Genomic DNA, 19,732 nt, shown 5'->3' with positions numbered 1-19,732 from the left:
TATGTCAGAAAACACAAGCAGTCATCCAAAAGGCCTTTATGTTTTGTATTCCACTGAAATGTGGGAACGATTCAATTTCTATGGAATGAGAGCCTTACTCTCCCTCTTTCTAGTAAACGCTCTTGCTTTTAAACAAACTGACGCATCCATCCTTTACGGTGGATTTTTAGGTTTAAGTTATTTAACTACCATGGCCGGAGGATATATATCAGACCGTTACCTTGGAAATAGAAATTGTATATTGATTGGTGGGCTTATCATGGCTATTGGTCAATTGTTTATGTTCTCTTCTGCTAGTTCTTTTGAACTCGATTTAGATCTCGCTCAAAACTTAATGTGGGGAGGTTTATTCTTTCTAATCATTGGAAATGGCTTTTTCAAACCTAATATTTCATCGATGGTTGGACAACTCTACCGTAAAGGAGATAATCGACTTGACGCAGCATTCACCATCTTTTACATGGGAATTAATACAGGTGCATTATTAGGCATGTTGATTTGTCCATTTTTAGGTGATGTCAAAGTAGATGGAGTTCGAGTGTTAGATGCCTTCAAATGGGGATTTTTTGCAGCTGGAACTGCTATGTTAATTGGCACAATCTCCTTTTATTTCCTCAAAAACAAATTCATTGTAGACCCAGATGGAAGCCCAGTTGGAGAAAAACCCTTTTCTACGAATGTTGCACGACCGGTTGATGGAGAAACAGAGAAAGCTGAATTTAGCACCCAATCTATCTTTAGTGCAGTCATTTTATTCTTCATTTTAATATTCACCTTTCATTACTTTTTCATAACTGAAGAACCTAATATCATCAAAGATTGGATTTATCCCGTCATCTATTCATCTGGATTAAGCTTGGCTTTTTTGATTATTACCGACAAAACCATCACTAGTATTGAGCGAAACAGGATTTTAGTAATGTATATCATTTCCTTTTTTGTCATATTTTTTTGGGCTTCATTCGAACAAGCGGGTTCTTCATTGACATTCATTGCTGACCAACAAACCGATTTGCATTTTTTAGGGATTGAGCTCCCTCCTAGCTCTGTACAAAATGCCAATTCATTTTTCATCATTTTACTCGCATTCCCTTTTTCTTGGCTTTGGATTTGGCTAAACAAACGTGGCTTAGAACCTAATTCTCCAGCCAAACAAGCCATTGGCTTACTATTACTTTCTATGGGCTACTTGATTATTGCCTCCCAAATCAAAGATTTAGGAAGCAATAAACTGGGGGTTATTTGGCTGATTATCATGTATCTTTTTCATACCATGGGTGAATTATGTTTATCACCCATCGGTCTTTCCTTAGTTTCTAAATTAGCCCCTAAACGTTTTTCATCATTGTTGATGGGCGTATGGTTTTTAGCTAATGCAGCTGGTTACGCTCTGGCAGGAACCTTAGGTGCATTATTGCCCCCTGCAGAAGCTGTAGTTGGACAAGTACACTTCCCTAGTTTCTTAGGATTTGAAATTCATAATTTATATGAATTCTTTATGTTATTTGTCACTTTAACTGGCATTGCGGCTGTCATCCTTTATATATTAGCCGTTGGACCTTTAAAACGTATGATGCACGGCATCAGATAATTCTATGCACGGACCAGATCACCACTTACACGAAAAACATTTAAAAAGCTCTGATTTCCTAACCGATGTCGTCATTGGTATGTCAGACGGCCTGACAGTTCCATTTGCATTGGCAGCTGGACTTTCTGGTGCCGTTTCTAGCAATGATATAGTTACGACAGCAGGAATTGCGGAAATCGTAGCAGGCTCCATAGCCATGGGACTAGGTGGTTATTTAGCTGGTATGACAGAAAAGGAACATTACGAAGCCGAATTAGCCAGAGAATATGATGAAGTAGAGCGAGTACCTGATCGAGAAAAGGAAGAAATTAGAGAAGTATTTGAAGATTATGGATTAAGTCCTGAGGCGCAAGAGATTGTAGTCAATTGCATTGCGAGCGACAAAGACAAATGGGTTGATTTCATGATGCGATTTGAATTAGGCTTAGAAAAACCTAATCCAAATCGTGCTAGAAATTCCGCTTTAACCATTGGCATTTCTTATGCTCTGGGAGGCTTGATTCCATTACTACCCTATTTTTACCTAGACAAACCAGAAGATGGCTTAATTTATTCAGCAATCATCACCTTATTGGCCTTGTTTATTTTTGGGTATTTCAAAAGTAAGATAACAGGTCAACAACCTATTATTGGAGCTCTTAAAGTAATGTCTATTGGCGCTGCCGCTGCTGGTGCCGCCTTTATGGTCGCTAAACTATTTTAATAAGCTGAAACGGTATCATCCCCTCTGGAATCTGCACCTCCTTGCAGCTTTCCATTGGGTAATACTAAAATCCCCTCTACCAATCCCAAGCCATTGACTGGCACCATTTTGTATTTCTTTTCATTTAAGCGATTTAATTGCTCCGAACTAAATCGGTTTCTTTCAAATAATACTTGGTCAGGCAACCACTGATGGTGAAATCGAGGGTATTCAACAGCTTGTTGCATATTCATACCCATTTCTAAAGTATTCAAAATCACTTGAAATACCGAAGTAATAATGGTGGAACCACCTGGTGTACCCACAACCATTTTTAATTTTCCATTTTCTTCCACTATGGTAGGTGTCATACTAGAAAGCATTCTCTTCCCTGGTTGAATCTCATTGGCCTTAGAACCAATCAAACCATACAAATTGGGTGAGCCCGCTTTAGCACTGAAATCATCCATTTCATCATTTAGAAGAAATCCTGCACCTCCTACAAATACTTTACTCCCATAACTATTATTCAAAGTAGTGGTAATTGAAACGGCATTCCCTTCTTCATCTACGATAGAATAATGTGTAGTTTCAGGACTTTCGTATCCGGGAAATTGACCTGCTGAAATAGAAGAACTCAAGGTTGCTTTATCAAAACTAAAATCCTTCATTCTCTGTTGAATATAGGATGGATTCATCAATTCTGTCTGTGGTACTTTCACAAAATCAGGGTCTCCTAGCCACTTAGCTCGGTCAGCGTACACTCTTCTTTCAGCTTCGACCATTACCTGAAATGTCGAATCAGATTGAGGACCCCATGTAGAAATAGGGAAAGGTTCAACCATTTTCAACAATTGATTCAATGCAATACCTCCGCTTGATGGTGGCGGCATGCTGATAATTTTCTTGCCTTTATATTCAAAATTGACAGTATTTCTCCAGGCAGCTTGATACGATTTCAAGTCTTTTTTTGTCATGATACCTCCCTGACGCTTCATTTCTTTGACTAAAAGTCTGGAAGTCTTACCTCGATAGAAACCTTTCGATTTTCTTTTGGCAATACGTTCCAATGATTGAGCTAAGTCCTCTTGAATCAATAAATCTCCTTTATTCCATTTCTCATCATTTGCTTTAATCAAGTAATACTTATCAACATTAAATTTCAGAAAATCAGCTTTCTGTCCATTTAAGCCTCTCGCTTCCTTCTCTGTTAAAACAACTCCTTTACGCGCTAAATCAACAGCAGGCTGAACTAATTCTTTCCATGGCAACTTCCCAAATTTTTGATGCATAGCTTCCATGCCAGCTACGGCGCCAGGTACTCCTACGGAAAAGATGCCTGCTTGACTTTTACCAGGAATGATAGCGCCTGTTTCATCTAAATACATATCTCTAAAAGCCTTCAGTGGTGCTTTTTCTCTGAAATCTAAAGCAAAAGTCTGAGCCTGCTTATCGCGGTAAACCAAAAAACCTCCCCCACCAATATTACCGGCAGCAGGATGACAAACCGCTAAAGCAAAATTGACGGCCACGGCAGCATCAATGGCATTACCACCTTTTTTCAAAATAGCTAAACCTACTTCACTAGCTGCAGGGTGTGTAGAGACCACCATTCCTTTAGTAGATTCAACCAAAGGTTTACTGGTTTGTGCAAAAATTGAATTACCTAAAAATAAGGCAATAAGAACAAAAAGCTTAGTTTGTTGCATGTTGATGAATTAAAATTGAAAACAATCAATTATTAAAAGCTCAAGCGTGAGCGTTGTCATAACAAAAATATAATTTAACTTTGTGAATATTTTAAGTTTTTTTAATTAAAACAGATACTTACAGTGGATATTTTCGAGAAAGTTGTTAAAAACATGGGGCCAATTGGTGCTCATGCGCATTACTCCCACCATTATTTTTCATTTCCAAAGTTAACTGGAGAACTTGGCCCAAGAATGACATTCATGGGAAAAGAGATGCTCAACTGGTCATTAAATAATTATTTAGGCTTAGCTAATCATCCAGAAGTAAGAAAAGCAGATGCGGATGCAGCAGCAAAATATGGTTTAGCTTACCCTATGGGAGCTCGAATGATGTCTGGTAATACTGATGAGCATGAAGAATTCGAAAGACAATTAGCTGAATTCGTAGGAAAAGAAGATTGTTTCTTATTAAACTACGGTTACCAAGGTGTTATGTCTATCATTGAATGTATGGTAGATCACCGTGATATTATCGTGTACGATGCGGAATCTCATGCTTGTTTGATCGATGGTATTCGTTTACATAAAGCCAAAATGGGCGACTATTATAAGTTCAATCACAATGACATGGATTCATTGCGCAAGAATTTAGAACGTGCTACGAAAAAGACCCAAGAGACTGGAGGAGGAATTTTAGTGATTACGGAAGGTGTATTTGGTATGTCCGGAAAAGTGGGTTCTTTGGATAAAATTGTGGAGATGAAGAAAGATTTCGACTTCCGTTTATTAGTAGATGATGCTCACGGATTTGGTACAATGGGTGCTAATGGTAAAGGAGTGGGTGAATTTTTAAACTGTACGGACGGTATAGACTTATATTTTTCGACGTTTGCTAAATCTATGGCTGCCATTGGAGCATTTGTAGCTGCCCCTAAGGACATTATCATGTACTTAAAATACAACATGCGCTCTCAAACCTATGCAAAAGCATTACCAATGCCATTTGTGATTGGAGGAATGAAGCGTTTGGAATTAATCAAAAAACATCCAGAATTGAGAGAACGTTTATGGGAAAACGTACGCTCCTTACAAAAAGGTTTAAAAGAAAAAGGTTTTGACATTGGTGAAACTCAATCTCCAGTAACTCCAGTATTCTTACATGGTGAATATGATATTGCAGCGGTAACTTCTTTGGTAAGAGACCTACGCGAAAACATGGGTATTTTCTGCAGTATTGTGGTATATCCAGTAGTACCAAAGGGGCAAATTATGTTGAGAATTATCCCAACTTCTTCTCATACTCAAGCAGATATTGACTATACTACCGAATGTTTTGCTGAAGTTCAAAAAAGATTACAAGAGGGTTATTATAAGGTTTTAAATGCTGCAAAATAAGATTTATTGGCCATTTTTAACTTTTTTAACTTTTTTTTGGGTTTTTTCATAGAAATAGTTTGTATGGATTAAGTTTTTTGTTAAATTTCGCCTTATAAGCGCTTCAAACAGCGAAATAAGACAATCTATTTTTACAACCTACAAAATCAAATTATTATGAGCAGATTTGCACAAGTGAAAGACCTCGTTTTGTCATTAGAATCAGATTTCGAAAAATTCTACGATAAAGGAAACCAAGCAGCAGGAACACGCGTTAGAGGTGGCTTACAGCAACTAAAAACTTTAGCTCAAGAAATTCGTACTGAAGTTCAGAATCAAAAGAACTCAGGAAAATAATTAGTTTAATTTCTTGATTAAAAAAAGCCCGTTACTTAGTATCGGGCTTTTTTATGTTAGAACTTATCCGCGTTCATTGCTTTGGCAACACCATCCACCATCAACTTGCCTCTCTCCTTGTCAAATACCTGAGTCTGAATTTCGGCTGTATGTTTAATTGGGTCAATGCTGATGACCGTAAACTTAGCTTGATAAACTAAGTCAACATATAATGGTCGCTTAAATTCAGACAATTGACTTAAGTAAACACTTCCTTGGCCTGGAAACTCCATTCCCATCACTCGAGAGAAAACACTGGCAATGAGCGCTCCATGAATAATGGGCTTTTTAAAGACTGTCTGTGCTGCAAATTCTTCATCCCAATGCAAAGGATTAAAATCTCCTGAAATTTTACAGAAATCATTGACTTGCTCTTGATTAAAGCAAAATTCAATTTCATAACTATCTCCGACTGAATACATATTGAAGGTATATTAATTAATAATGAAAAATAGAGTCTAACTTTGCAATTGAAATTTAAAGGCATGATCCACTTTATTTACAATCCCAACTCTGGAAGCAAAAGTAATGCAAGTAAAAAGCAAATGCTTCAAAAATTAGAAAAGATTGAAAATAGTCAGGTACATTTAACTCAATATGCTGGTCATGCGCATGATTTAGCCCTCAAAGCAGTACAAAATGGTGCTCAAAAAGTAGTTGCCATAGGTGGAGATGGGACTATACATGAAATAGCAAGTGCTCTCATTGGTACCAATACAGCCCTTGGTATTATACCCATAGGATCAGGAAATGGTTTAGCAAGACATTTAGGTATCCATTTATCCTTTTCGAAAGCATTACAACAAGTCATTCAAGGGAATGAAATCTTGATTGACGTAGCATTCTGGAATAAAGATGCATTTTTTTGTACCGCAGGCATAGGGTTTGATGCAGAAGTAGCCCACCAATTTGCCAAAGGTGAAAAAAGAGGATTAATCAATTATATTAGATCTTCCTTTAAGTCAGTTCTTCAATATCAACCGATCCAAATTCTTCAGAAGGATGAAACAAGGGAAGATGTTTTCTCTATGACTTTTGCCAATGCTAATCAATTTGGCAATAATGCGTTCATTTCCCCTTACTCAAATCTACAGGATGGAAACTTTGAAGTAGTGAAAGTAGAACCCCTAACTATTTGGGAATCAGCTCAACTTGGAATTAGCCTATTTTTAAAAAATATAAGTCAACATAAAAAAGTATCGATACAATCCTATCAAAGATACGATTTCAGCGTCCCTATTGGCACTTTATACCATATGGATGGAGAAAATTTGCAAACGAAAGAATTACATCATACCATTAAAATTATTCCCAAATTTTTGCGTGTAATTTTATAGATTAAAAAAATCTCAATTTACTCCACTTCTTCGAATTACCTTGTAACTTTCTGATTTACAATAGTTTAACCAAAATGCATTCTATTCAAATTTAGACCTTGTTTAAATAACTACGTTTTTGATTCAAAATATTTTTATTTTTTTTTCTTATATTTTTTCAAGCCAAAACACACCAGAAGTACATAAAAATTGAACAATTTTTAGTTCCAAATTTTAACGCACTTTTTTTACTAAAAATAAGTTGAAAATATTTTTTTTTAGATTTGGAACGACCTTGAATTTTACTATTTTTGTCTCCCCGCTTAAGTGAAGCTTTATCGTTTCTCTAGGTACCCAAACCATTATTTGAAATTTTAAACATTTGAAGTATGTCTTCTATGGCTAATACTTCAACGAGGAATTTTTGACCCTAAAAAAAAAGGATTTTTATATGCAAATGGAAGTAACTGAATTGTGGAATAAATGCTTGAGTATCATCCGTGATGATATTTCTGAGCAGAGTTTCACTACTTGGTTCAGCCCAATTGTCCCTTTAAAATTTCAAAATAACACGCTGACTATTCAAGTTCCTTCTCAATTTTTCTATGAATGGCTAGAAGAAAACTTTGTTTCTTCATTGAGAAAAGCGATAGATCACACCATTGGTCGACAAGGTATGTTGGAATATTCCATCATCGTTGACAAAGGGGATCGTAAAAACCCTCCTTTATCATTTAACTTACCGACTACGAATCAACAGAATTCTAGTAAAGATTTCACTAACAATCCTGTAGCTAAAAGTCCATTTCAATTTAAAAATCTGGATTCATTAGAATTAGATTCTTATTTAATTCCCAAATACACCTTTGATAAATTCATTGAGGGCGATTGCAATCGTTTAGGACGTGCTGCCGGAATGGCTGTGGCGAATAAACCAGGTTTGACATCTTTTAATCCTTTAATGATTTATGGTGGTGTCGGATTAGGTAAAACCCACTTGATACAAGCAATTGGTAATGAAATTAAACAGCAGTTTCCAGAGAAATTTGTGCTTTATGTTTCTACTGAGAAGTTTACCAATCAGTTTGTCAATGCTATTCGCAATAATTCCATCGAAGCATTTACCAATTTCTATTTACAAGTAGATGTACTTATCATTGATGATGTGCAATTCTTGTCAGGAAAAGAAAAGACTCAAGAAACATTCTTTAATATCTTCAACCACTTACATCAATCAGGAAAACAAATCATCTTGTCTTCTGACCGTGCACCACGTGATTTAGCTGGTATGGAAGACCGTTTATTAAGTCGATTCAAATGGGGATTAACAGCTGATTTACAACAACCAGATTTTGAAACCCGTATTGCTATTATTCAGAAAAAATTGCAGGATGATGGCATTCAAATAGATTTTGAAGTATTAGAATATCTTGCTCATTCTATTCAAACAAATGTAAGAGAGCTAGAAGGTGTCATTATTTCTTTAATGGCTCAAGCTTCCTTAACCAGAAAAGAGATTGATTTGGAATTGGCAAAATCTACCTTGAAAAGCATTGTCAATGAGCAAGAAAAAGAATTAAGTGTAGAAAATATCCTGGAAGCAGTAACTCATCACTTCTCCGTTGAATTGAGCACTTTACAAGGTAAATGCCGTAAGAAAGAAAATGTATTCCCAAGGCAAGTAGCGATGTACATGTTAAAGGAATTAACCAATCTCCCATTAAAATCAATTGGTTATCACTTTGGCGGAAGAGATCATAGTACTGTCATTCATGCAGTGCAATCCATCTCAGAAGCCATGGAAACAGATAAATCAGTCGAGAAAACTGTCAAAAAACTATTCAATCGTTTTAATCTTAACGCCAACTAAAAAAGTCTCCCGAAAATCGAGAGACTTTTTTAGTACTTGACATTTGACAATTTATTCTTCAATAGCTCCGTCCTTATCTAACAAGACAGAATCATCTCCTTTTACTTTCTCTTTAATTTTAGCTTCTAATTCATCCATTAATTCTGGATTATCCTTGATTAAATCTTTCACTGCATCACGACCTTGGCCTAATCGGTTTCCATTGTATGAAAACCATGATCCTGATTTATCAATAACGCCTAAATCTACTCCTAGATCCAATATTTCGCCAGCTTTTGAAATACCTTCTCCATACATAATATCAAATTCAACTACTTTGAATGGAGGTGCCAATTTGTTTTTAACCACTTTCACACGTGTACGATTACCTGTGATAGAATCTGCACTTTCCTTGATTTGACCCGCTCTACGTATATCTAAACGTACAGAGGCGTAAAATTTCAAAGCATTACCACCCGTAGTCGTTTCTGGGCTACCAAACATAACACCAATCTTATCACGTAATTGGTTAATGAAAATACAGCAACATCCCGTTTTATTGATCGTTCCAGTCAATTTACGTAAGGCCTGCGACATTAAACGAGCTTGTAAACCCATTTTTGAATCTCCCATCTCTCCTTCTATCTCTGCTTTAGGAACCAATGCAGCAACTGAGTCAATTACAATGATATCAATTGCACCAGAACTAATTAAATGTTCCGCAATTTCCAAAGCTTGCTCACCATTATCAGGTTGAGATATTAATAAATTTTGCGTGTCAATACCCAATTTCTCTGCATAAGAACGATCAAATGCATGTTCTGCATCCACAAATGCGGCAATTCCTCCCGCCTTCTGCGCTTCTGCAATGCAATGCAAGGTTAATGTTGTTTTACCTGAAGACTCTGGTCCATAAATTTCAACAACTCTTCCTCTTGGCACTCCACCAATACCTAATGCTAAATCTAAACCTAAAGATCCTGTAGAAATAACAGGTACATCCATGACTTTACTGTCTGAAAGGCGCATGACCGTCCCCTTTCCATAAGCTTTATCTAATTTTTCTAAAGTGGTTTGTAAGGCTTTTAATTTTTCAGATGTTGCGCCTTGAGCTTCGCTCGCTTGTTTTGCCATGGTATGTTGATTAATAAAATGGTATGGATAACTATCACAAATTTGTTTTGTATTTAGCTAAACAAAAATAGGAAATAGCCACTAATATTTAATCAAATTACTTGATATTCTATACTCTTATTTCATTAATACTTATCTTGCCAGAAATTGAGCCTTCTACCCTTTGAAAACAAAAATTTTTGCCTATTTCTTTTTATTATTTTGCCTATCCATCACGTCAAAAGCACAAGACAAGGATGTACTTTTAGGTGGTGAGCAGTTGAAATACCGAATACATCTTGGATTTATTAATGCTGCCGAAGCTCAGATAAAAAGCAGTCCTAATTTGGGATCCGTTCGACAGATTCCGACCAGGAAAGTAGAGATAGAAGGAAAGACAGTAGGTATATTCAATGTTTTCAGTCCACTCTTAGACATATGGGTATCTTACATGGACCCAAGTACTTTATTGCCTATTAAAGCAGAAATGAATAAAAGAGAAGGGCGGTACAAAAAACAAGAAGTAGTTGATTTTTACCACGACAAAGGAATAGCGCAAATTTCCTCCCCTCAAAATACCCCCAAAGATAAAAACCTAAGCATTTCTAACTCCATGTTAGATTTAATCTCCGGTTATTATTTTCTACGTAAAAAGAACTTACAGGAACTAGAAATTGGTCAAAAGATGAGTGCCAAAATACTTGTTGACGGCCAAGTTTATGAAATTTGGTGTATCGTAAAAGGCTTTGAAAAGGTAGAAAGTAAATTTGGAACAAAAAATTGTATCCGAACCTCATTGGTGTTACCTAAAAACAATTTGTTTCAAGACAAAGACGCCATTCGACTATGGATTAGCCAAGACAGCTATCAGATTCCATTTAAAATGGAAGTAAACCTGAAGATTGGATTTTTAAGCATCGATTTAGAAGATTATAAAATAGCTGGCAAAACCATTTATACGGCACTACCCTAAAGCTTCTTTATAGGTAGCCAATACTCGTTTTCGAGCAAATTCATGATCAACGATTGGCTTGGGATAATGAAACTCCTGAAACTCTGGCACCCATTTTCTAATGTAGCTTAAATCCTTGTCGAATTTTTGAGTTTGTAAATAAGGATTGAATACTCTAAAATATGGAGCGGCATCGCAACCTGAACCTGCTGCCCACTGCCACCCTCCATTATTCGCTGAAAAATCAAAATCCAATAATTTCTCAGCAAAATAAGCTTCACCCCATCTCCAATCTATTAATAAATGCTTAACGAGGAAACTTGCCACTATCATGCGCACACGATTGTGCATAAAACCAGTTTGATTCAATTCACGCATGCCTGCGTCAACAATTGGATAGCCTGTTTGTCCATTTTTCCATGCCTCAAACTCCTGTTCATTATTTCGCCATTTCATGCGATCATATTCTTTTCTAAAAGCTAAGCCTTTTCCAATATGAGGAAAATGAAAAGTAATATTGAAATAAAAATCCCTCCAAATCAACTCATTTAGCCAAGTTTCTGACTTCCCTAATGCTCTTTTGACTAATTCTCGAATCGAAACTGTTCCAAATCGGAGGTGGGCAGAAGCATGAGAAGTAGCATCTAAACCGGGATAATCACGATTCACCTGGTATTGTCGAATTATATCATCTGAAAAACTCAATGAAGGAAATTGAAATCCAGATGTTTGAAAACCCAATGTATTTAAAGCTGGCATTTCAAATGAGCCACGAACATAATTTGACAAATTATCTGATTCAAATTGCCTCCATTCGGTATTTGCTAACTTTTCTTTCCACTTTCTTGAATAAGGAGTAAAAACCGTATAGGGCGTATTTTGCCCAGTTAAAACTTCATTCTTTTCAAAAATGACTTGATCCTTAAAACTATGAAATGATATTCCTAAGTCCTCAGCCCATGTTTTGATGGCAGAGTCTCGTTGAATAGCATAACTTTCGTAATCATGATTGGTGTAAATATGTTTGATTGTGTAATGCTGTGCTAATGATTTAAAAGCAGATAAAGGATTGTCATGTAATACCATCAAATCGCCACCTCGTTCCTGAATATCACTTTTTAAATTTGCGAGTGCTTCATGAATAAATTCAACTCGGGCATCTTTTTTATTTTCTAATTTATCTAAAATATTAGGGTCAAAAATAAAAATTGGCAAAACAGGAAATGCACTACTTAAAGCTTCAAAAAGCCCGACATTATCCTTTATACGCAAATCACGGCGAAACCAAAAAACAGAAATCTCATTCATTCATACCAATTTACACTAGGTAAACTGACATGGCTATTGATTGTTTCAAAAAATTACCTTGACAAGCCCCCCTTGAAAAGTGTATATTTGCAAATTGTTTTTTTAATTCAAAAATAAATGAACGATTGAATTAATTTTTTACGTTAATTAATTCTACGTTTTTCATTTTCAAACCCCATACGAATGAAATTATCTGAATTCAGATTCGATTTACCTCAAAGTTTAATTGCCTTACATCCAACAGATAACCGCGAAGACGCTCGCATGATGGTTGTAAATAGAAAAAACAAAACCATTGAACATAAGAAATTCACTGACATCGTTGATTACTTCGGAGAAGGAGATGTGTTAGTAACCAATAATACGAAGGTTTTCCCTGCGAGATTGTATGGAAACAAGGAAAAAACAGGCGCTCAAATTGAAGTATTTTTACTTAGGGAATTGAATCGTGAACATCGTCTATGGGATGTTTTGGTAGACCCTGCTCGTAAAATACGCGTTGGTAATAAATTATATTTTGGAGATTCTGATTTAGTTGCCGAGGTTATCGACAATACTACTTCACGTGGAAGAACAATTCGTTTCTTATATGATGGTGACCATGATGCTTTAATGGCAGCTATTCACGAATTAGGAGAAACTCCACTTCCTGAAGAAATACGTTCTAAGAGAGAAGCTACCCCAGAAGATGCTGAGCGTTTTCAAACCATTTATGCTGAGCATGTGGGTGCTGTGGCTGCTCCAACAGCCGGACTGCACTTCTCGAAGATCATCATGAAAAAAATGGAATTAAACGGTGCTCAGTTTACTCCTATTACCTTGCACGTTGGTTTAGGTACTTTCCGTCAGGTTGATGTAGAAGATTTGACTAAGCATAAAACAGATTCTGAACATTTTATTATCAATCAAGATACTTGCGATTATGTCAATCAAGCTATTGACAATAAAAAGCATGTCTTATCTGTTGGAACAACAGTTATGAAAGCATTGGAATCATCTGTTTCTGCTAGTGGTCACTTAAAACCGATCAATAGCTGGACAGATAAATTCATTTTCCCTCCATACGAATTCAAAATACCTACTGCTTTATTAACTAATTTTCATTTACCTGAGTCTATACTTTTGATGATGACTTCGGCGTTTGGAGGATATGAATTAATTCATGAAGCATACCAACAAGCCATTAAAGAGAAGTATCGTTTCTTTAGTTATGGTGACGTTATGTTAATCATCTAACTAAAATCGGGTTTGTTTTGAAGAAATATGCCATCATTGTAGCCGGGGGTACTGGACAGCGAATGAAAAGTGCCGTTCCCAAACAATTTTTGCTCCTTCAAGGCAAACCCATTTTATACCATACTCTTCTACAATTCAAAAAAGCATTCGCTGACATTGAATTGATTTTAGTTTTACCTCAGAATCAATTCTCTACATGGCATTTACTTTGTCAAGAACATCCTGAAATTCTACAACAATGTCCGCATCACTTAGTGGAAGGTGGCGCTACCCGTTTTCATTCTAGTCAACAGGGTATTCAAGCAATTCAGGAAAATCAGCAAGCTTTAGTAGCTATTCATGACGGTGTTAGGCCATTGGTATCTATAACTTGCATCCAGCAAGCTTATCAACATGCTGAAGAACATGGAAATGCCGTATTAGCCGTTTCTAGTAAGGATTCGATTCGTCAATGGGATAATAACGAAAACGTATATCTTCCTTTAGATCGAACACAAATTAAACTCATTCAAACACCGCAGATATTCGAATTTTCTCTTTTAAAAAGAGCATTTCAACAAGAATATCAAGATTCTTTTACGGATGATGCGAGTGTGGTGGAATTATTAGGAATTGATATTCACTTAGTGGAAGGAAATTATTCCAATATTAAAATTACAACCCCTGAGGATTTGCTGATTGCCGAAGCATTGACTCAAAAAGTATAAACATGAAAAACGCCTGGGATTGGATTGGATCCAATATTTTAAAACATAAAATTGCTATTCTATTTGTTTTAGCTCTTCTAACTTTAGGGCTTATTTACAAGGCTTCACAAATTCAATTAAGTTATGAATTAGCTAAAATATTGCCTAAAACAGATAAGCGCTTTCAGCTTTATGAAGGCTTCAAAAAGAAATATGGAGAAGACGGAAATGTGATGGTGATAGGTCTAGAAAACCCAAAGCTTTTCACTCCTACCGAATTTGATGCTTGGAAAAAACTAAGTCAGGATATCAAACAATTAGCTGGGATCAAAAACATTTTATCCTTATCCAATTTACCGGAAGTATATATTGATAGTACGGACAAAAAGTTTAAAACTAGGACCATTTGGGATGCCAATTTACCTACTACTCAAGAGCGCTTAGACACCTTAAAAAGTAAAATTAGTCGATTACCCATTTTTACTAATTTCTTATATACAGATGACTACAAGGTGCATTTATTGTTGATTACCTTAGATCAAAAAACAATTAATGATAAAGGTAGAATCACTTTAGTTAAGAAAATTAAGCAGTTAGGAGAAGAATATCGATTATCTACCAAACGAGATATTCACTTCTCAGGAATGCCCTTTATTCGTACGGAATATACGTCTCAAGTAACGAAAGAACTGATTATATTTCTTGGCTTAGCCATCTTAGTGACCTCACTCATCTTATTATTCTTTTTCAGATCCATTCAAGTCGTGTTTTTTGCCTTGATTGTGATTCTAATTGGTATTCTTGCTTCATTAGCCACCATTGTATTTCTAGGGTTTAAAATCACTTTACTTTCTGGTTTAATACCTCCCCTCATAGTTGTGATTGGTATACCCAATGTTATTTTCTTATTGAATAAATACCATGAGACTTACATACAGACACAAGACAAGCTTTTTTCATTGAAAGAAAGTGCTTCTAAAGTAGGTAGAACCTTATTCCTAGCCAATCTTACTACTTCCATTGGATTTGGGGTGTTTAGTTTTACAGGTTCAGGATTATTGGTTGAATTTGGGATTGTAGCTTCTGTGAATGTGATGTTTACTTTTTTATTATCCCTTCTATTAATTCCTATTTTCTTTAGTTTCTTAGCACCACCTCGACCAAAAGATTTGGCTCATTTTGAATCTAAAAGAGTTAATTTATTCTTGATTAGAATTGAAAATTGGGTTTTAAATCATCGAAAATCCATTTACGGAACTGTCATCTTTTTGTTGATGGTGTCCGTCTACGGTTTATTGCAAATAAAGGCCATTGGATTTATTGTCGATGATTTACCTCGTGAAAATGCGATATACACGGATTTAAAATTTATTGAAAAACATTTTCATGGCATCATTCCTTTCGAAATTTCAGTAGATGCTAAATCACCAGGAAAGGCATTAAGTCCTGAAATTTTATCTAAAATGAAAAGGACAGAGAAGCTCATGGCAAAATACCCTGAATTCACTACGGGACTTTCCATTTTGACAGCTACTAAGTATTTATACCAAGTGTATCGAGGAGGAGACCCCAAATATTTCACCCTTCCAGGGATTGATGAATTGAATAAACTGAAAGACTTTCAGTCGAGCTTATCAGGCAAGAGTAATTTATTTGCTGGATTCATCGATAAAGAAAAGCAGCACACCCGTATTTCTTACCAAATGGCGGATGCAGGTACTGTTAGAACGAAGGAATTATATCAAATTTTACAACCTAAGATTGATAGTATTTTCAGAACAGATCCTGAAACCGGAGTAATATTGGCTAAGGACAATCCCAATGCTTATCAAGCAGATGTTACAGGGAATTCAGTTATTAATTCATTTAACACAGAATATTTACAAAAGAACTTAATTGAAAGTACCATTACGGCAATTGTCTTAATTTGCCTTCTGATGGCCGTTTTATTTAGGTCATGGAAAATGGTGTTAATATCAACTTTACCTAGTTTAATTCCTTTGATTATAACAGCTGGCTTAATGGGATATTTCAATATTGCATTGAAGCCAAGTACTATCCTTATCTTTTCGATTGCTTTTGGTATATCCAGTGACGGAACTATTTATTTCTTAACTAGGTATAAAGAAGAGTGGCTAAAGAATCAAATGAATGTAAAAAGAGCTGTACAAATTACGATTCAAAAAACGGGGGTATCGATGTTTTATACAGCCATGATTTTATTTTTTGGCTTTTTCATCTTTACGGCTTCTACCTTCAAAGGAACACAGGCTTTGGGTATTTTAGTTTCCATTACTTTATTGATGGCAATGATTTGTAATCTGATTCTATTACCTGCCTTCTTAATGGGCTTGAATAAAAAAGAAATCGACACCATCATAGAGGAGGAAATTTAGGATGGAAATACAAGAAGAGAAAATTTATACCATACCCTTCTGGTTACTTTGTACAAGTAATTTTTTATTTGCGGCCAGTTTTTCCATGATTATCCCTGAGCTTCCAGATTACTTGGCTGCCATGGGAGGAAGCGAATACATTGGATACATCATCGCTCTATTTACCTTAACTGCAGGACTCAGTAGACCATTCTCTGGAAAATTAACAGACCATATAGGTCGTGTACCTGTCATGGCCTTTGGATCCATCGTTTGTTTTATCTGCGGAGGTATTTACCCGATGGTACATACCGTTCAGGCCTTCTTATTTCTGCGTTTTATTCATGGTATGTCGACTGGGACCAAACCTACTGCCACAGCAGCCTATGTCGCCGATATTATTCCTGAACATCGCCGTGGAGAAGCTCAAGGAACATTAGGGATATTTACAGCGACAGGCATGTCTATTGGTCCAAGTATCGGTTCTGGTTTAGCTAATAGTATTGGATTACAAGCCATGTTTTATGTTTCTTCTTTATTTGCTTTAGCTTCCATTGTCATTTTAATGAAATTGGAAGAAACTTTGCCCAAAAGCATGAAAAGCAAATTTTCACTAAAGCTATTTAAAATCAATTGGAATGATATTTTTGAGCCAAAAGTGATACCTGTATTTTGGATCATGGTCTTGATGTCATTTTCCTATGGTGCAGTTCTTACGCTATTACCGGACACGACCAAATTGGTTGGTTGGCATAACAAGGGCTTATATTTTACGATTTATACCATCGCATCTATTGGGGTACGATTTTTCTTTTCAAAAAGTTCTGATAAACATGGAAGAATACCTGTATTAATCATTTCTTGTGCATTTTTAATTGCGGCCATGTTTCTTTTAGCATTTCCGGCATCTGCATTAACCTTAATTATTTCTGCCATTTTATTTGGCATATCATGGGGTTTTTCTACCCCAACCTTAGCTGCCTGGACTACGGATTTAGCCCATAAAAATCACATGGGAAGAGCCATGGCCACCATGTACATTGCTTTAGAAATGGGAATTGGAATTGGTGCGTTTTTGTCTGGATTATTATATAAAGGATTGAGTAAAATGATCCCTCTTCCCTTTTTCATAGCTGGATTATTAGCTAGTATTGCATTGGTTGTATTATTAACATTCAGGAAAAACTGGACTAGAAATGGAATTTGAAACCTATTTAATCAGTAAAAAAATTGATGCATTAGCTTTTAAATCTAATGACATCGAACTCTTTTCTATCTGGCTTTACGAATTTAGTCAACTACATGAAGCCAGCTTTACAGATCAAAGGCGATTTCAGATCAATCGAATCAGGAGAAAATATCCCTTGAATTCAGAAATTAACCAATAGCTATTTTAGAATTTTTATAATATTTTCATAAAATAGTATTACTATTCAAATAATACATGCCATGAATTCTTTGAATAGTTCAAATAGCTGAAATTTGCGACCATAAAAATATAACCTATGCAATCGAGTGAATTAGAAAAACTGTTTCCCAAAGAAGGAGAAATTCCCAAAGAATATGATTTGGTCAAACCGATCGAACAAAGAGAATATTTAGTGAATGGAGAGATGCGCCAATGGAAAGGCAAAACTCAAGATGTTTGGTCTCCCATATATATTAAATCAGAAAAAGGATTCGAACCTAAACGAATTGGATCCTATCCAATAACTGATGCTACAGATGCTATGGAGGTTCTTTACGCAGGTGTTAAAGCATACTCCAATGGTCGAGGAGAATGGCCATCCATGTCAGTTGACAAACGCATTGAATGTGTAGAAAAGTTCACACAAAAAATGATTTTGAAGCGTGACGAGGTAGTTAAATTATTGATGTGGGAAATTGGAAAATCATTGACTGATTCACAAAAAGAATTTGACAGAACTGTCCAATACATTTACGATACGATTGGTGCCTTAAAAGACATTGATAGAAATTCTTCAACTTTCTTAATTGAAGAAGGTATTATTGGCCAGGTTCGCCGTTCGCCATTAGGAGTGGTATTATGTATGGGACCGTTTAATTATCCATTAAATGAAACCTTTACCACCCTAATCCCAGCATTAATTATGGGTAATACGGTTTTATTCAAACCCCCGAAACACGGTACATTATTGCACTACCCCTTATTGGAAGCATTTAGAGAATCTTTCCCTGCAGGAGTAATTAATACTTTGTATGGACGTGGAAATTCCATTATTCCTCAATTGATGGAATCGGGCAAAATTGATGTATTAACTTTAATTGGTTCATCTAAAGTAGCGGATAAATTAAAGAAAATGCACCCTAAGGTGAATCGTTTACGTGCCATTTTAGGATTAGATGCCAAAAATGCAGCGATTGTGACGGAAAGTGCTCAGTTAGATAATGCAATCAATGAGTGTTTATTAGGTTCATTATCATTCAATGGTCAACGTTGTACTGCTATCAAAATCATCTTTGTTCATAGCAGCTTGGCTGAGGCATTTAACAAAGGATTAGCTGAAAAGATTGAAGCCATTAAAGTTGGAATGGTATGGGATTCTGGTGTACAAATCACCCCTCTTCCTGAGCCGAATAAACCAGCTTATTTGAAGGAATTGATTGAAGATGCTAAGTTGCATGGAGCCAAAGTATTGAATAAACATGGCGGAGAAAATGCCAAATCTTTATTCTTCCCTGCTTTATTGTATCCAGTAAACAAGAAAATGAAAGTATGGTCAGAAGAGCAATTTGGACCAGTAGTGCCAGTGGTGCCATTTGATGATATCAATGTACCGATTGATTATATCCATGAATCTTCACACGGTCAGCAAGTGGCTATATTTGGAACAGATCCAAACCAAATTTCAGCTTTAATAGATGAAACGGTAAATCAAGTTTCTCGTGTTAATATCAATGCACAGTGTCAACGTGGACCAGATTCCTTCCCATTCACTGGTCGTAAGGATTCGGCAGAGGGAACACTTTCTGTTACAGCTGCTCTGCGTTCATTCTCCATTCGTACCGTAGTTGCTACCAAAGCAACTCAAGCGAACAAGGATATTGTGAATCAAATTGTTGAAAATCAACAATCTAACTTCTTATCGACACGATTTATCCTTTAAGAGTTTAACGTTTTTTCAAGAACCCTAATTTTTCC

16 protein-coding genes are annotated in these 19,732 nt (G+C 36.0%); 12 read left to right on the top strand and 4 right to left on the bottom strand.

Translation table 11 applies throughout. The annotated features are described in order from the left end of the window. Window position 1: 1 nt before the first annotated feature. Window positions 2-1,591 carry a peptide MFS transporter gene (locus tag HME7025_RS06335; RefSeq protein ID WP_109322823.1) on the top strand — a complete coding sequence of 530 codons (1,590 nt, stop codon included), beginning with the start codon at window positions 2-4 and terminating at the stop codon, window positions 1,589-1,591. 4 nt (window positions 1,592-1,595) lie between these two features. Continuing rightward, the gene (locus tag HME7025_RS06330; protein ID WP_109322822.1) at window positions 1,596-2,294 is read left to right on the top strand and encodes a VIT1/CCC1 transporter family protein; all 699 of its coding nucleotides are present in this window, start codon (window positions 1,596-1,598) and stop codon (window positions 2,292-2,294) included. On the opposite strand, the gene ggt is transcribed toward HME7025_RS06330, so the two are convergent. Beyond that, window positions 2,291-3,982: a gamma-glutamyltransferase gene (ggt, locus tag HME7025_RS06325; RefSeq protein WP_109322821.1), complete on the bottom strand. Its 1,692-nt coding sequence runs from the start codon at window positions 3,980-3,982 to the stop codon at window positions 2,291-2,293. The two genes, HME7025_RS06330 and ggt, sit on opposite strands and share 4 nt — an antisense overlap. A 123-nt stretch (window positions 3,983-4,105) precedes the next feature. Between ggt and HME7025_RS06320 the strand changes: the two genes are divergently transcribed. Both HME7025_RS06320 and HME7025_RS06315 read left to right on the top strand, forming a co-directional pair. Beyond that, entirely contained in the window at window positions 4,106-5,359 is a 1,254-nt protein-coding gene (locus tag HME7025_RS06320; protein WP_109322820.1) for an aminotransferase class I/II-fold pyridoxal phosphate-dependent enzyme, read from the top strand. A gap of 156 nt (window positions 5,360-5,515) precedes the next feature. Continuing rightward, window positions 5,516-5,695, top strand: coding sequence for a histone H1 (locus HME7025_RS06315; protein ID WP_109322819.1), 180 nt, complete (start codon window positions 5,516-5,518; stop codon window positions 5,693-5,695). 56 nt (window positions 5,696-5,751) lie between these two features. On the opposite strand, the gene HME7025_RS06310 is transcribed toward HME7025_RS06315, so the two are convergent. Further along, entirely contained in the window at window positions 5,752-6,156 is a 405-nt protein-coding gene (locus HME7025_RS06310; protein ID WP_109322818.1) for a MaoC family dehydratase, read from the bottom strand. A gap of 63 nt (window positions 6,157-6,219) precedes the next feature. Here HME7025_RS06310 and HME7025_RS06305 point away from each other — a divergent pair, with 63 nt between their 5' ends. Together HME7025_RS06305 and dnaA are read left to right on the top strand one after the other, a co-directional pair. After that, the gene (locus tag HME7025_RS06305) at window positions 6,220-7,071 is read left to right on the top strand and encodes a diacylglycerol/lipid kinase family protein (RefSeq protein WP_109322817.1); all 852 of its coding nucleotides are present in this window, start codon (window positions 6,220-6,222) and stop codon (window positions 7,069-7,071) included. 430 nt (window positions 7,072-7,501) lie between these two features. Then, on the top strand, window positions 7,502-8,920 hold the full coding sequence (gene dnaA / locus HME7025_RS06300) for a chromosomal replication initiator protein DnaA (RefSeq protein WP_109322816.1): 1,419 nt from the start codon (window positions 7,502-7,504) through the stop codon (window positions 8,918-8,920). Between the two features lie 51 nt (window positions 8,921-8,971). On the opposite strand, the gene recA is transcribed toward dnaA, so the two are convergent. After that, window positions 8,972-10,033 (bottom strand): recombinase RecA, encoded by a 1,062-nt coding sequence (recA, locus tag HME7025_RS06295; protein WP_109322815.1) that lies wholly within the window; start codon window positions 10,031-10,033, stop codon window positions 8,972-8,974. Window positions 10,034-10,196: 163 nt separating this feature from the next. Between recA and HME7025_RS06290 the strand changes: the two genes are divergently transcribed. Further along, window positions 10,197-10,985, top strand: a complete 789-nt coding sequence (locus HME7025_RS06290) for a DUF3108 domain-containing protein (RefSeq protein WP_109322814.1) — start codon at window positions 10,197-10,199, stop codon at window positions 10,983-10,985. Here the strand turns inward: HME7025_RS06290 and HME7025_RS06285 are convergent. Then, a complete protein-coding gene (locus HME7025_RS06285; RefSeq protein ID WP_109322813.1) occupies window positions 10,977-12,272 on the bottom strand; it encodes a cryptochrome/photolyase family protein in 1,296 nt (431 codons plus the stop codon). The genes HME7025_RS06290 and HME7025_RS06285 overlap by 9 nt on opposite strands. Before the next feature lie 183 nt (window positions 12,273-12,455). Here HME7025_RS06285 and queA point away from each other — a divergent pair, with 183 nt between their 5' ends. From queA to HME7025_RS06255, 5 genes are all read left to right on the top strand, one after another. Further along, the gene (queA, locus tag HME7025_RS06280) at window positions 12,456-13,508 is read left to right on the top strand and encodes a tRNA preQ1(34) S-adenosylmethionine ribosyltransferase-isomerase QueA (protein WP_109322812.1); all 1,053 of its coding nucleotides are present in this window, start codon (window positions 12,456-12,458) and stop codon (window positions 13,506-13,508) included. Between the two features lie 17 nt (window positions 13,509-13,525). Further along, the gene (locus HME7025_RS06275; protein ID WP_109322811.1) at window positions 13,526-14,215 is read left to right on the top strand and encodes a 2-C-methyl-D-erythritol 4-phosphate cytidylyltransferase; all 690 of its coding nucleotides are present in this window, start codon (window positions 13,526-13,528) and stop codon (window positions 14,213-14,215) included. Between the two features lie 2 nt (window positions 14,216-14,217). Continuing rightward, on the top strand, window positions 14,218-16,590 hold the full coding sequence (locus tag HME7025_RS06270) for an efflux RND transporter permease subunit (RefSeq protein ID WP_109322810.1): 2,373 nt from the start codon (window positions 14,218-14,220) through the stop codon (window positions 16,588-16,590). A 1-nt stretch (window position 16,591) separates the two neighbouring features. Further along, window positions 16,592-17,776 carry an MFS transporter gene (locus tag HME7025_RS06265; RefSeq protein ID WP_109322809.1) on the top strand — a complete coding sequence of 395 codons (1,185 nt, stop codon included), beginning with the start codon at window positions 16,592-16,594 and terminating at the stop codon, window positions 17,774-17,776. A gap of 298 nt (window positions 17,777-18,074) precedes the next feature. Continuing rightward, window positions 18,075-19,697, top strand: a complete 1,623-nt coding sequence (locus HME7025_RS06255) for an NADP-dependent glyceraldehyde-3-phosphate dehydrogenase (RefSeq protein WP_109322807.1) — start codon at window positions 18,075-18,077, stop codon at window positions 19,695-19,697. Window positions 19,698-19,732 lie beyond the last annotated feature (35 nt).

Source organism: Aquirufa nivalisilvae, assembly GCF_003143535.1.
In the GTDB taxonomy this organism is placed as follows: domain Bacteria; phylum Bacteroidota; class Bacteroidia; order Cytophagales; family Spirosomataceae; genus Aquirufa; species Aquirufa nivalisilvae.
This window is presented reverse-complemented; position numbering and strand designations above follow the sequence as displayed.